The sequence below is a fragment of the Tamlana sp. 2_MG-2023 genome, from assembly GCF_030548465.1.
Classification (GTDB): domain Bacteria; phylum Bacteroidota; class Bacteroidia; order Flavobacteriales; family Flavobacteriaceae; genus Pseudotamlana.
In genome coordinates, this window is sequence record NZ_JAUOSF010000008.1 from 1 (window position 1) to 13,608 (window position 13,608).

General features: G+C 35.4%; 9 protein-coding genes. 4 read left to right on the top strand and 5 right to left on the bottom strand.

From position 1 onward, the window contains the following. Positions 1-105 precede the first annotated feature (105 nt). Complete coding sequence (locus Q4566_RS13370) at positions 106-375, bottom strand: transposase (protein ID WP_303422051.1); 270 nt, start codon at positions 373-375, stop codon at positions 106-108. A gap of 529 nt (positions 376-904) precedes the next feature. Between Q4566_RS13370 and Q4566_RS13375 the strand changes: the two genes are divergently transcribed. From Q4566_RS13375 to Q4566_RS13390, 4 genes are all read left to right on the top strand, one after another. After that, positions 905-4,111 (top strand): TonB-dependent receptor, encoded by a 3,207-nt coding sequence (locus tag Q4566_RS13375; RefSeq protein ID WP_303422053.1) that lies wholly within the window; start codon positions 905-907, stop codon positions 4,109-4,111. 12 nt (positions 4,112-4,123) lie between these two features. Continuing rightward, complete coding sequence (locus Q4566_RS13380) at positions 4,124-5,836, top strand: RagB/SusD family nutrient uptake outer membrane protein (RefSeq protein WP_303422056.1); 1,713 nt, start codon at positions 4,124-4,126, stop codon at positions 5,834-5,836. Between the two features lie 222 nt (positions 5,837-6,058). Next, entirely contained in the window at positions 6,059-6,517 is a 459-nt protein-coding gene (locus Q4566_RS13385; protein ID WP_303422058.1) for a (2Fe-2S)-binding protein, read from the top strand. A gap of 2 nt (positions 6,518-6,519) precedes the next feature. Next, positions 6,520-8,706: a xanthine dehydrogenase family protein molybdopterin-binding subunit gene (locus tag Q4566_RS13390; protein WP_303422061.1), complete on the top strand. Its 2,187-nt coding sequence runs from the start codon at positions 6,520-6,522 to the stop codon at positions 8,704-8,706. 73 nt (positions 8,707-8,779) lie between these two features. On the opposite strand, the gene Q4566_RS13395 is transcribed toward Q4566_RS13390, so the two are convergent. From Q4566_RS13395 to Q4566_RS13410, 4 genes are all read right to left on the bottom strand, one after another. Continuing rightward, on the bottom strand, positions 8,780-9,094 hold the full coding sequence (locus Q4566_RS13395) for a cytochrome c (RefSeq protein WP_303422064.1): 315 nt from the start codon (positions 9,092-9,094) through the stop codon (positions 8,780-8,782). Between the two features lie 327 nt (positions 9,095-9,421). Beyond that, positions 9,422-10,024, bottom strand: a complete 603-nt coding sequence (locus Q4566_RS13400) for a nucleotidyltransferase family protein (protein ID WP_303422067.1) — start codon at positions 10,022-10,024, stop codon at positions 9,422-9,424. 17 nt (positions 10,025-10,041) lie between these two features. After that, positions 10,042-11,067, bottom strand: coding sequence for an XdhC family protein (locus tag Q4566_RS13405; RefSeq protein ID WP_303422069.1), 1,026 nt, complete (start codon positions 11,065-11,067; stop codon positions 10,042-10,044). A gap of 502 nt (positions 11,068-11,569) precedes the next feature. Next, complete coding sequence (locus Q4566_RS13410) at positions 11,570-13,480, bottom strand: sulfatase-like hydrolase/transferase (RefSeq protein WP_303422071.1); 1,911 nt, start codon at positions 13,478-13,480, stop codon at positions 11,570-11,572. Between the last annotated feature and the right edge of the window lie 128 nt (positions 13,481-13,608).

Below are 13,608 nucleotides of genomic sequence, written 5' to 3' on the forward strand. Positions count from 1 at the left end.
AGTAATGATCCAATGTCTTTTTTAGTGCAAAGATCTAACTATTTTTAATCTTCACACACAACTTTTGGCATTGATCCGAATTCGGATCATTCCTAAAAGTTGTGTTTATGCAAAAATTGTAGTCAATCTAAAAAGAAAGAATTCTAGGTTTTTCACACCTCTAAATTGACTTCTGAAGGCTTTAATTTTAGCATTAAAAGATTCTGCAGAAGCATTGGTACTTCTGTTTACAAAATAGTTAAGAATAGACCTGTAGTTTATAGTAATGGTATTTGCTATGGTGTTAAAAGGGATCAAGGAATGTGCTGAATTTGTGTAAAAAGTTTGAATTCTTAAAACCGATTGATTCGTTGTTATTCTAGTAATTCGGTGCATAATTTTTCAGATAGCTTGAAACACCCTATAAACATCGATAAATTATTTTTTGAATTACCCCTCTTTACCTATAAGGTCAATTGATCATCAGCACTTCACAGAATTGCCACCCAATTCTAGTAGAATTGTTTTTTTTGAATAAAGGGCAAAACTAAAAAAGTCCTCAAAAAAAGAAATACTCATTAAAAAGGTCGTATCTAAAATTCCAATACTCAATTCAAACTAAATATACCTATCTAAAAATCAATAATATAAAAAGACATTTCAATTATACATTCCTATTACAAAAACTATCGTAATAAGTCACAATTCGGGTAAATTCTATTCAGTTAGGGATAATTTTAAACAAGAAAGGCATTTTAAATATAATTTAATTTGTAGGTGCCTGCTTTCGCATAAACTCAAAATTACTCACAAAAATATACAAATAACAAAATTTTTACATCAAAAAAACAACTAATCTAAATGCCAATGAAAAAAACAAAAAACAAAAAAAACTAAACAAACAACTACATTAACAAACAATTTTATGAAATTAAACAAATTAAATAAGACAAAAACCAATTCTAGTATTTGGAGTGAATTTCTATACAAAAAACATAAGTATGGTATACTTTCTCTGTTTATTTGTCAAGCCATATCACCCACTCCTGTATTTGCTGCTACAAAATCAATTGACAACGAAACTAAAACAAATAAAGTCGAGGTTTCTCAACAATCCATAAAAGGAACCGTCTCTGATGTAGACGGACCATTACCAGGAGCTTCAGTAATGATTAAAGGTACATCTACAGGAACTGTAACCGATTTTGATGGTGAATTTAATATCTCAACGACAGACAGTAATGCGACTCTAGTAATATCTTATGTAGGGTATATCACCCAAGAAATTAAAGTTGGAAATCAATCTAACATTAACATTCTTTTAGAACCCGATACCGCAGCTTTAGACGAGGTAGTCGTTGTAGGTTATACCACCAGAAAAAAAGGTGAAATTACAGGCTCAGTAAGTACTGTAGACTCCGAGTCCATAGAAAAATCTGGAAGTAAAGATTTGGCTAAATCTTTGTCTGGAAAAGTACCAGGTATGATTATCTCCGATAGAGGTGGTTACCCAGGGTCTACAGGGGATGTTGACATATTAATTCGTGGTAAAGCTACTCTAAATAATAATAACCCGCTAATACTAATTGATGGTGTACCTGCTGAGTCATTCTCTTATTTATCACCACAAGATATCGAATCATTATCAGTATTAAAAGATGGTGCTGCAGCTATTTACGGTGCTCGAGCAGCCAATGGTGTTATTCTAATCACTACTAAACGTGGTAAATCAGGAAAGCCAAAAATAAATTTTAATTCCACTTATAATGTATCCAAGTTCTCTGTAGAGCCTAAATTTATGAATTCGGAACAATACGCTATTTACAACAACGAAATCGCCGAACGTTATGGCCAAGCATTACCATATTCGCAAGCGGACATCGATAAATATGCTGCCGGAAACGATCCCTTTTACCCAAGTACAGACTGGTCTGATTTAACATTTGCAAAATCATCTCCAGAAGCTAGAAACTCATTATCTATTTCTGGAGGAAGTGAGAACGTAAACTATTTTGTAGGCGCAGATGCTATTTCACAAGTTGGAATGTTTCACTCTGGCGATCTAAATTTTAAGCAAAACCAAATTCGTTCTAATTTAGACATCAAAATTGTTGAAAATCTCAAAATAGGAGTTGATCTTTCTGGTCGTTTTGGAACCAATAAAGAACCTGGTGTTAATGCAAATTATATTTACAAACACATTTACACCAATTTACCAACTGAAGTAGGTATTTACCCTAACGGACTTGTTGCGTGGGGGGGAGAAAACGGATCTAACCCGTATATCATGTCAACTTCTGAATCTGGTTTTGTAGAAAATGACAATAACGATTTGAGAGGTCGGTTTTCTTATGATATCAATTTAAACAACTGGGTAAAAGGACTTGAACTTAAAGGTTTTGCCAGTGTACAAAAAGAAAGCTACGATGAAAAATCATGGTACACCCCATGGGAAGTATACACCTACCAAGAAGGTACTGGTGACTATATCGAGCAAGCAGGCTATTCACAACAAGGAAACAAAAGCATACTTCGTGAAACCTATTGGGAAAGGAACAATACATTGTTTAACGCCACCATTCATTACCACAATATGTTTGCCGAGAAGCATACGGTAAGCGGGTTTGTAGGTATGGAACAAGCTACTACAAACCAAAGAACTTTTTGGGCTGAGCGTAGAGATTTCCCTTCAGACAACCACCCAGAACTTTTTGCGGGAAGCGATGATGGTCAAATATCTTATGGAACATCTCAAGAATGGGCGCGTTTAAATTTCTTCGGATCACTTTCTTATGATTTTAGGAAGAAGTATTTCGTAGATTTTACCATACGACGTGATGGGTCAAGTAATTTTGGTGAAGGCAATCGCTTTGGCACTTTTCCTGGTGTAGCTGCATCTTGGGCAATTGACAAAGAAGGTTTTATGGATAATGCCGATTGGATAAACGCCTTAAGACTAAGAACTTCTTGGGCATTAATGGGTAACGATCGAATTGACGCATTTCAATATTTAACACGATACAGTTATGGTGGACCAACAGATGCCGCACAACCTAACTACTACATTTTTGGAACCAATGGCTCCAGACACAATGGTTATAACAGTACTAATGTACCTAATCCAGATATTACTTGGGAAACGGCCGACATGAAAAACATTGGTCTTAATATGTCCTTATTCGAAGGTAAATTTAATGCCGATTTTAACTACTTCTACCAGAAGCGTGAAAATATATTAATTACACGAAATGCCTCTATACCTGAAGCCGCCGGACTCACATTACCAGAAGAAAACTTAGGTAAAGTAGATAATTTTGGCTGGGAAGCTGAAGCCTCATGGAGCGCTAGCATAAATGAAAACTTCCATTATAATATTGGAGGTAATTTTACTCAAGCAAAAAATGAAATTGTATACCTAGACGAAGCTGCAGATGTTCCAGAATGGAGACAACAAGAAGGCCACCCAATGGATTCCTATATCGTATACCCAACAAATGGGGTATTTAGAGATCAAGACGAAGTCAATGCCGCACCAGCAAAACTTGACGGGACCGTAGAAGGTGAACCATACTATGTAGATACCGATGGTAACGGTGTTATTGATGCTAACGATAGAACTAGAGCTTATACCTCAGCCACACCAGAAATACAATACGGCGTGTTTGGAGGATTTACCTACAAAAACTTAGACTTTAGTTTTTTATTCCAAGGCCAAGCTAAAGCAGAAACCTTAGTGTTTTTTGATCAAGCAGGAGCAAGACCAGAATTTGTTTACAACGACCGCTGGACTCCAGATAATAGAGATGCAAGCTACCCAAGAGCATTTGGACAAAGTGACGAATACAGCGGCAACCAAAGTGGAGATCAAGAGAACTTCGAAGGTGCTGACTTGTATTTAAAAGACGCCTCTTTTTTAAGACTTAAAGAAATTGAATTAGGATACACGCTAACTAAAGAAAAAAGCACCTTCGCTGATATCCGATTTTTTGTTAGAGGATTCAACCTCTTTACCATGTTTTCAGACATCGCAGATGCAAACCTAGACCCAGAGGCTTTAGGCTATAATAACTTTAGAGGAAGCACTTACCCTTCTTTAAAAACATTCACATTAGGTCTAAATCTTAATTTTTAAATCGTATTAATTATGAAATATAAAACTTATATAATAAAATTTATCTGTACGCTATCACTCTTTGCCTCACTTGGCTGTGAAGACACATTAGATGTAACAGCATCAGATGCCTTTTCAGAAGATCTGGTTTATAGCGACCCCGACCAAGTAGAAAACTTAGTTTACACTGCATATAATAGCACCGAAGGTTGGTCGGTAAACCGATTTAATTGGTGGGGTAGACGATTCAATATTGAGGCCGCTTCATTTGAAGCTAAATTTAACTTTAATGATTTAGATCAATTCCGCTTAAGAGCAGAATGGACACCTAGTAATGTTGGTGTTTTAGCAGATAAATGGCAAAACTATTTTGATTACGTACGTTCAATAAACGAATTTTTAGATCGCATAGATAACAGTGGAGCCATGGCAAAAGATCCTGACCAGACCAATGTTTTAAAAGCAGAAATGCGTTTCTTACGTGCTAATGTATACCGAAAACTTATTAACTATTTCGGAGGTGTTCCTATCATGGAGCATGCCTTAGGTTTAGATGATGATTTCAACCTAGTACGTAATAGTTATGAGGAATGTGTCGATTTTATAGTTAACGAGCTCGATGAAGCTATCGTATACCTTCCTACAGACCGTTCAGATGATGAGTTTGGAAGAGCTACAAAATTATCAGCCTTAGCTGTTAAATCTAGAACGTTACTCTACGCAGCAAGTAAACTACATGATCCTAGTTACGCACCTAGTAACGACCCGCTGTATACCTACAACAAACCTAATAAATGGTTGGATGCCTCTAATGCTGCCAAGGCAGTCATTGACATGGTGGGGTATAGAGATCTTATTTCAGTAGCAAATGCAAAAGATTACCAAGATTTGTTTCTATCGCCTAATCAAGACATTCTATTTGCTAGACCTTATGGTGCTGAATATTATGAATTTGGACTTGATGCCAATTCTCTTTGGGATTTAACACAAAGCCCTAACGGTTATGGTGGCTGGGCACTGTCATCACCTACTCCTGCTTTTACAATGCAATTTAACATGAATGATGGTAGCAGTACTTCAAGCAGCGCTTTTAATCCAGATGAAATAAATGAAAACCGAGAAATGCGTTATTACGCTAATCTTTTATTTAATGGTGCTGACTTTAGAGGAAGAAACGTGCAATATTATTTATCAGACGATGTAAATGCTTACCCGCATGGGTTAGATTCACCTGAAGGCACCGGAAATGCACTTCACTCCTCTAAAACCGGATATAATATTAGAAAATTCCAAGATGAAAATGTAGAAGTTGCTGGTGGTATTTCACCACAACGTCCATTTATTCTATTTCGTTTGGCCGAGATTTATCTTAATTATGCTGAAGCTCAGTATCATTTAGGAAATGAAGCATTAGCTTTAGAAGCACTTAATAAAGTCTCTAAACGAGCATTGCAACCAGTAATTAACACCAGCGGCACCGATTTATTAGAAGCTATTCGAAGAGAACGCCGCGTAGAGTTATGTTTTGAAGGCCATAACTTTTTTGATGAAAGACGTTGGATGATCGAATCGCATTTAGGGATGCAAATTGACGGTTTAAAATGGAAAAAAGCCTCAGATGGCACGGAGTATTACAACATTGAACCTGTCGTTACCAGACCTTGGAGTGACAAAATGTACTATCTCCCAATACCTCAAACTGAGGTGGAGAAAGCGCCGTCTATAAAACCAAATTACGGTTACTAAAATATAATAATAAAAGCCGTAAGTTCTTTAGTTTAATTTAGTTAAGTTTTAAGGCTCTACAAATTCCGTAGAGCCTTATTTTTAGATAAATAATTATTTACATTAATAACTTAATCTAAGTTTGCTATTTCTAAATAACGAACTATAAAGTATCAAAATAAAACAACCTCTAAACTTAGAAGAAGTAAATCTCAAACATAAAGCAATCAAATAGGACTTAGTATGATAACGTTAAATATAAATGGAAAAAACCACGAAATAGATGCGGACCCAAGCATGCCGCTTCTTTGGGCTTTACGCGATATAATAGGATACACTGGAACAAAATACGGTTGCGGAAAAGGCTTGTGCGGCTCCTGCATGGTTTTAATGGATGGCAACGCGGTAAATTCTTGCCTAATGCCCATATCTGCGATGCAAGGCAGAGCATTAATAACTATAGAAGGTGAAACAGAAAACCTTCAAAAACTTCAGCAAACTTGGACCGATTTAAATGTTCCTCAATGTGGATTCTGCCAACCAGGTCAATTAATATCAGCAACAGCTTTATTAAACAAAAACCCAAAACCATCTGAAGAAGACATAGACAACGCTATGGCCAGAAACATATGCCGATGTGGCACGTATCAACGCATTAAAAAAGCCATACAAAATACGGCTGAAATAAAAATTAAACAATAATTATGGCTCCTATAAAAAACATAAGTAGACGACATTTTTTAAAGAATATGGGCCTAGCTTCTGGAGGTTTAATTTTGGCAACATCGTTGTCTTCATTTTCTCATTTAACGGAAGACCATTTAAAAAAAGAGACTTTCAATCCGAATTTATTTATTGAATTATTACCTGATGGCCGTTTAATTTTAGTGGCATCTCGTTCTGAAATGGGACAAGGTATTCGTACTTCTCTAACCTCTGTAATTGCAGATGAAATGGAAGCCGATTGGAGTCGAGTAACTGTAAAACAAGCTACAGGTAATGCCATTTACGGAGACCAAAATACAGACGGCTCCAAAAGTGTTAGAAACCTATACCAAAGCATGCGAGAAATGGGTGCCACCGCAAAAGCTATGTTAATATCTGCCGCTTCAAAAACGTGGAAAGTTCCTGAAACTGAATGTGTAGCTGAAAATCATTTTGTCATACATACCTCTGGTAAAAAAATAGGGTATGGTGACTTGGTTTCAACTGCTATTACATTAGATATTCCAGATAATGTTAAATTAAAATCTTCTAAAGATTTTAAATACATTGGAAAAGAACTACCAAGTATCGATATTCATGATATCATATCAGGTAAAGCTATTTTTGGCTTAGACAAACGCGTTCCAAACTTAAAATTTGCTGCAATTAAACGCTGTCCTGTAACCTTTGGAACTGTAAAATCGTTTGATAAAACAGATGTCCTAAAAATACCTGGTGTTATAGATGTTATTGAGGTGCCACGTATTATCAAACCGTTTGGGGCCTTAGGTGGCGTAGCGGTAATCGCAACCAGTACCTGGGCTGCTTTTAAAGGCAAAGAAGCCTTAAAAATTGATTGGGATTATGGAGCTAATGCCGAATACACCACCAACACTTTTATAACGGAGCTTACAGAAACGGTTCAAAAGCCAGGAAAGGTAAATAAAAGTAAAGGTAACATCGATCAAGCTTTTACCAAAGGTGACAAGCTTATTGAGCACACTTACCAACTACCACATTTAGTACACACCCCTATGGAAGTACCTAATGCCATTTCATGGGTTAAAGACGGAACTTGTGAGGTTTGGGCACCTCTTCAAACACCGCAAGCTGCAAGAAAAGAAGTTGCCGATTACCTCGGTATCAATCAGGAAAAAGTCACTGTAAACGTAACGCTATTAGGTGGTGGTTTTGGTCGTAAATCAAAACCAGATTATGTAGTAGAAGCCACAATTCTATCTAAAGAAATTCAAGGCCCAGTTCAGGTGGTTTGGACAAGAGAAGACGACATTCAACATAGTTATTATCACACCACATCAGCTCAGTATTTAAAAGCTAGCCTAGATAATAGCGGCAGGGTTACTGGTTGGTTACATCGTTTAGCTTTACCTACTATAAAATCAACATTTCAGCCAGGAGCAAACTATCCTTTAGGAGGCGAAATAGGAAGCGCATTAAATGTACCATATGATATACCCAACATGCAATTTGAAACAGGTAAAGCAGATGCCCACCTTAGAATTGGTTGGTTACGTTCGGTAGTTAATATTCCAAACGCTTTTTGTATTAATGTTTTTTCTGATGAATTAGCTTATGAAGCTGGTATAGACCCCTTAGAGTTTAGGCTGCAACTTATAGGCTCCGATCGTATTGAAAAGACTAAGGAGAAGTTTAAATACGATACTGCCAAATTAAAACATGTTTTAAAAAAAGCCGCTAAAAATGCAGGCTATGGTAATAGTTTACCTGAAGGACATGCCATTGGTTTAGCAGTACACTATAGCTTCTTCTCGTATGTGGCTGCAGCGATAGAAGTATCCATTGTAGACAACAAAGTAAAAATCCACAATGTTAATATGGTTATTGATTGTGGAGTCGTTGTTAACAAAAACTCTGTGAGAGCACAAATGGAAGGCGCGGTAATCTTTGGTTTATCACTAGCGTATTATGGTAATATTTCAACAACCAATGGGCAGGTCGAGCAAAACAATTTTAATGATTATAAAATAATTAGAATGCCAGAAGCCCCAAAAACACATGTTGAAATTATTGAAAGTGAATCTGCACCAACTGGTGTTGGAGAACCCGGTGTTCCTGTAATTGCTCCTGCCCTAGTTAACGCCATTTTTAAAGCAACAGGGCAACGTTATAGAAGCCTTCCGCTTTCTAAACACGGAATTGTTTAAAATTAAAATTTTACACATAAAAAAACCTTAAGACTTATGTTCTTAAGGTTTTTTTTTATTTCAATTAATAAAATCAATTAATTGCCTTTTTCACTAAAGACTCAGGAATTAACCCATGGTCATTCCCCCAACTATTTGTTATATAGTTCAACACATCAGTCAATGCTTTAGGATCTAAATCATGACTAGGCATCACACCATTATAAGTCACACCGTTAACAACAATTTCACCGCTTAATCCACCTAAAATCTCCTTAGCAGCACGTGGAATGTTCTCTAATAAGTAATCGGACTTAGCCAAAGGAGGAAATGCACCTACTATACCGTCTCCTGTTTCCATATGACAAGCAATACATTGTACATTATAAATTTCCTTACCGCGTTTCATACGATCATCTAAGGCACTTTGACCCATTACAAAACTAGAGCATAAACACATGCCCAAAACCATAAAAATTTGTTTCATTTTAATATTATTAATTAATAATTATTTTCAACCGAAAAAACATCCAAGTTTATGTTACATTTTAGCAATAACTATCTGTTATGCACATAACAAGAGTAATACCCATTAAATCGGCTATGTAAGCTTCCCCAAATTAGAACACTGTTTATTTTCCTAAAACTTGTATATAATCACTGTTTATAAAATTAACTAGATCTCAAAGCTATAATTAACTGAACATAAAAAGTTGATCATAACATTAAACTTCATCTATTTTTTATAATACGCTCTATAATCAGCTTCTGAGTCTATATCTACAACGGTCCTCTTATCTGAAACAACAGTTTGTACAAAATTTGAATGTGCTTTCAAAAGATGTTTAGCTCCGCTATCTTCCACAAGACTAATTAAAGAATTGGCATATGAAGCATCAAAAACAACAGGTACTCCAAATTTATTTTTATGATATAACGTTGCTACAATTTGATTAGAATTTGGTTTGTATGCATCAATCAGTCGTTCTAAATGTGAAACATCTACAAAAGGTTGATCTCCTAAAACCATTAGAAAACCATCATGCTCTTTTTTTGAATTTACTATATGCTGTACACCACAACTTATTGATGTACCCAACCCCAAATGCCAAGATTCGTTTTTAAGAATAGTAACTGGATATGACTCCAACACGGCTTTCACTTTCGAATAATTCGCCCCCAAAACAACAAAGATTTCCACCGGACTTAATTTCAAAACCGTTTTACAAACATACTCAATTAAGGTAGAATTCCCCCAAGGTAACAACTGTTTAGCAGTCCCCATTCGCTTTGATTCACCCGCCGCTAATATTATAATCGGTAATTTTGAAGAAGCCATAAAGAGGTATATATTATCTATGCATGAATACTTCCCAATTTTTCTGAAAGACACATTGGATTTTGTTGATGTACTACAGCTAATATTTCAGAAATAATAGAAATTGCAATTTCTTGTGGTGTTTCTGCTCCAATATTGAGTCCTGCTGGACCATGAATACGATCGAAAAAAGAGTCATGCGAAATAGCTTCAGTTGAAAACTCAAAAATTTGAGATAAAAGTTGATCTCTTCTTTTTGCAGGCCCTAGCAAACCTAAATATACAGGTTTGGAATGAATCAAACTTAAAAGGTTTTTTAAATCGCCAGCAAAATTATGAGACATTAAAACAATAGCTGTTTGGCTATCAATCAGGCTAACATCAAAGGCTCCGTTTTCAACGGTTAAGAAAACAGAAGCTCCGGGGAAATCATTTATAGTTTTACTCGATTTTATATCTGAAACAACAATAACCTCCCAACCTATTATTTGCCCAAGCTGACACAATTGTACAGCGTCATGCTCTGATCCAAAAATAACAAGTCTAAAACAGGGTTTTAAAATTTGCGAAAATACTTCAACACTTTCCACATCATGTTCATTGGCATTTCTATTTGAAAGTGGATATATTTTACCCCCTAACACTATTGAAGACCCTAATATTTGATTTACACCAACTTCCATCATATAAGAGGTGTTAATTTTAAAAAGCTGTCGTTCCTCTAAAAAAGTTCTGAAAATATTTAAAAATGAATCATCCAACCTCATAGGCTCTATAAGTATGGTGAGTACACCTTCACATCCCAATCTATAACGACCATCATATTTTATAACTTTTGAAATCGATGTTTCAAAAACAGAATCACTTTGACGTTTCACTTCTTGTTCTACACAACCACCGCTTACAGCTCCAATCATTTTACCATTGGACTGGATTAACATCCTAACGCCTGGCCTGCGATAAGACGATCCTTCTAGGTGTACAACCGTAGCCAAAACACAATCAAGCTTATGTGACTTTGCTTCAAAATAAGCGTCTATTATTTTTTTAAATTCAAAAGTCATTACTGGCATTTAAAATTATTAATTACAACTAAAAAGCAATTTCATTAAAAATCTGACAAAAAATTCAGAATAAGACAACAAAAATATTTAATTAAATAACCTCTTCGTATGTAGCGAATTTCCAATGAATTTAGGGAAATAACAAACTCCCATATTCCTTATAATTACCTATTTAGTTGCCTTTAATTACGCAGTACTACATTCACAAAAACATTGGTAACAAAAAAAAGTTTAGAAAGCATGTGAATCCCTAGCTAACACAGATTTAAGTTGTAATTTGATCAATTATAAAACTGACTTTGTTACCCAATTTACTTTCAATAATAAAAACAACTTTAGCTCAAAAAATATTAACACCGGTAAAGTCTACAATAGAAATTACCGGTATTAAAGATAATTTTAGACACAAAACAACTTTTACTCACGAATAGAAGTCGAAATTAGTATCTAATAGAGTCCTTATTTATATGAATAGAACTCGTCCGCATTTTCTTAAAGCAGTTTAAAGTTTCATAACCTTTTCAATTGAAACAACACCATCGGCTTTCACCCTTAAGAGATACATGCCTTGAGATAAATTAGAAACATCTACTCTGGGATTATTAATAAGTTTACCTGATACTTTCTTTATGATCTCTCCGGACATAGACAATACTTCTATTTCCAAATCATTAATTGGTTTATTAAAATTCAAGTTAAAAAAGTCTGATGATGGATTTGGAAAAATACTTAATTCCGATTTTAAAATTTCTTCAACACCAAGTGTTAACGATGAGCTTTCTAAGAGCCTATCATAGCCTGGCAAAGTACCATCGTCCCATAAAAAACTATGAGTGTGACCGCTACCATCACCATCATTGTCATACCAAGCAGGTTTTACATCTTTGAAATCTGCCACAATGGTAACCGCTTTATCTAAAATATCTTGAATTATTTGTTCAGCATTAGGTTCAGAACTTCTTAGGTTTGTGGTTTCACCTGGATCATTTAAAACATCATACAAACGCCAGTCACCATTACCTCCAGTCTTAACTATTTTCCATTTCCCGTAAGCGATACCTCCATTATGAAAGCCATTATACGGTCTCATAATAAGCAATGGTTCATCTGGTCTAGCGTCTTGCCCAGCAATTAACTTATCCATAAAATCAACACCATCAATTATTTTTCCATTTGGCACCGCTGCACCTGCCAAATTTACAAGTGTAGGGTATAAATCTAAAGAACTTATTTGATGGTCATACGTGGTATTCCCAGAAATTTCATTTGGCCAATGCACAAACATAGGTACTTTATGTCCACCATCATTTACACTTCCTTTTAAGGCGTCAAGTGGGTAATTTACAGCGCCTTTACTATAGGTATAACCGCCATTATCACTTAAAAATATAATGACTGTGTTATTAAACACATCCATATCTTTTTTCAATTCAGTAACTAATCTACCTATATTGGCATCCATATTGGTTACCATAGTAGCATAGATAACACGATCTTCAACAAATTCTTCAATTTTAGCAGGGTGCTCTGCCTCTGGCCACTTCGTTACCTGATTTGACTCTCTTATATAGGCGCTATTTCTTATTAAATCTTCAAAATTTGGATTATCTAGCTTAAATTGAGCTATTTCATCAGAGGGCGCTTCCAAAGGCGTATGTGGTGCATTATATGCTAAATACATAAAAAACGGATCAGGCTTACCTACATTAGTATTTATATAATCAATAGCATCATCAGTTAAAATATCCGTTAAGTAATCTTCATCTGGTGCATCGCTAAATTCATTTTCATCAACATAAGCTCTGTTCCTCCATAATGGGTCTTGGTATTCATTGGTTACAACAACACCATTTCCAGTTCTTCTGTAAAAGGAATCTTCATATTTTTCTTCAAAATAACCTTTACCACCTCCTAACATACCAAAGAAATAGTCAAACCCTCTATCTAGAGGTTGATGTTGTCCTTCAACAAATCCTAAGTGCCACTTTCCAAAGGCTGCAGTGTTATAGTCACTATCTTGAAGTATTTCTGGAAAAAACGTTTCGCTTGTAGGAAGCCCCAATGTTGTGGTTACATCGTTAGGTAGATTGTATTGTGCACCTAATCTATGTGGTAACACACCAGACATGATTGCTGCCCTACTTGGACCGCAAAATGGGTGCGCTACATGGGCATTATTTAAAATTACACCCTGGTCTGCTAATGCATCAATGTTTGGTGTTGGAATAACCCCTAGATCTTCAGGAAAGTTAGAATCTCTATTAAAACCAACATCGGCATAGCCTAAGTCGTCGGCTAAAATCACTATGACATTGGGTCTACTTCCTTGTGTTTGTCCAAATGAATAGGAAGCACATATTAAGCAAATTATTAATTTAAAAAGGGTTCTGTTGTTAAGTAAAATTTGAGTCATTATTCAATTTAGTTTTGGTTAGATAAAAATAAATTGAATAAACCAAAGGTGCTATTAGGATATTACCTCTAACTTGTAAAATATTACCTCATTCTTTTGATTTTCTTTACTATAATTCAAGAATGGAA

Excerpts from the sequence above, each read along its gene's own strand:
- Q4566_RS13380 (WP_303422056.1), top strand. The coding sequence starts at position 4,124 with ATGAAATATAAAACTTATATAATAAAATTTATCTGTACGCTATCACTC.
- Q4566_RS13410 (WP_303422071.1), bottom strand. The coding sequence starts at position 13,480 with ATGACTCAAATTTTACTTAACAACAGAACCCTTTTTAAATTAATAATT.
- Q4566_RS13375 (WP_303422053.1), top strand. The coding sequence starts at position 905 with ATGAAATTAAACAAATTAAATAAGACAAAAACCAATTCTAGTATTTGG.
- Q4566_RS13395 (WP_303422064.1), bottom strand. The coding sequence starts at position 9,094 with ATGAAACGCGGTAAGGAAATTTATAATGTACAATGTATTGCTTGTCAT.
- Q4566_RS13390 (WP_303422061.1), top strand. The coding sequence starts at position 6,520 with ATGGCTCCTATAAAAAACATAAGTAGACGACATTTTTTAAAGAATATG.
- Q4566_RS13400 (WP_303422067.1), bottom strand. The coding sequence starts at position 10,024 with ATGGCTTCTTCAAAATTACCGATTATAATATTAGCGGCGGGTGAATCA.
- Q4566_RS13370 (WP_303422051.1), bottom strand. The coding sequence starts at position 375 with ATGCACCGAATTACTAGAATAACAACGAATCAATCGGTTTTAAGAATT.
- Q4566_RS13405 (WP_303422069.1), bottom strand. The coding sequence starts at position 11,067 with ATGACTTTTGAATTTAAAAAAATAATAGACGCTTATTTTGAAGCAAAG.
- Q4566_RS13385 (WP_303422058.1), top strand. The coding sequence starts at position 6,059 with ATGATAACGTTAAATATAAATGGAAAAAACCACGAAATAGATGCGGAC.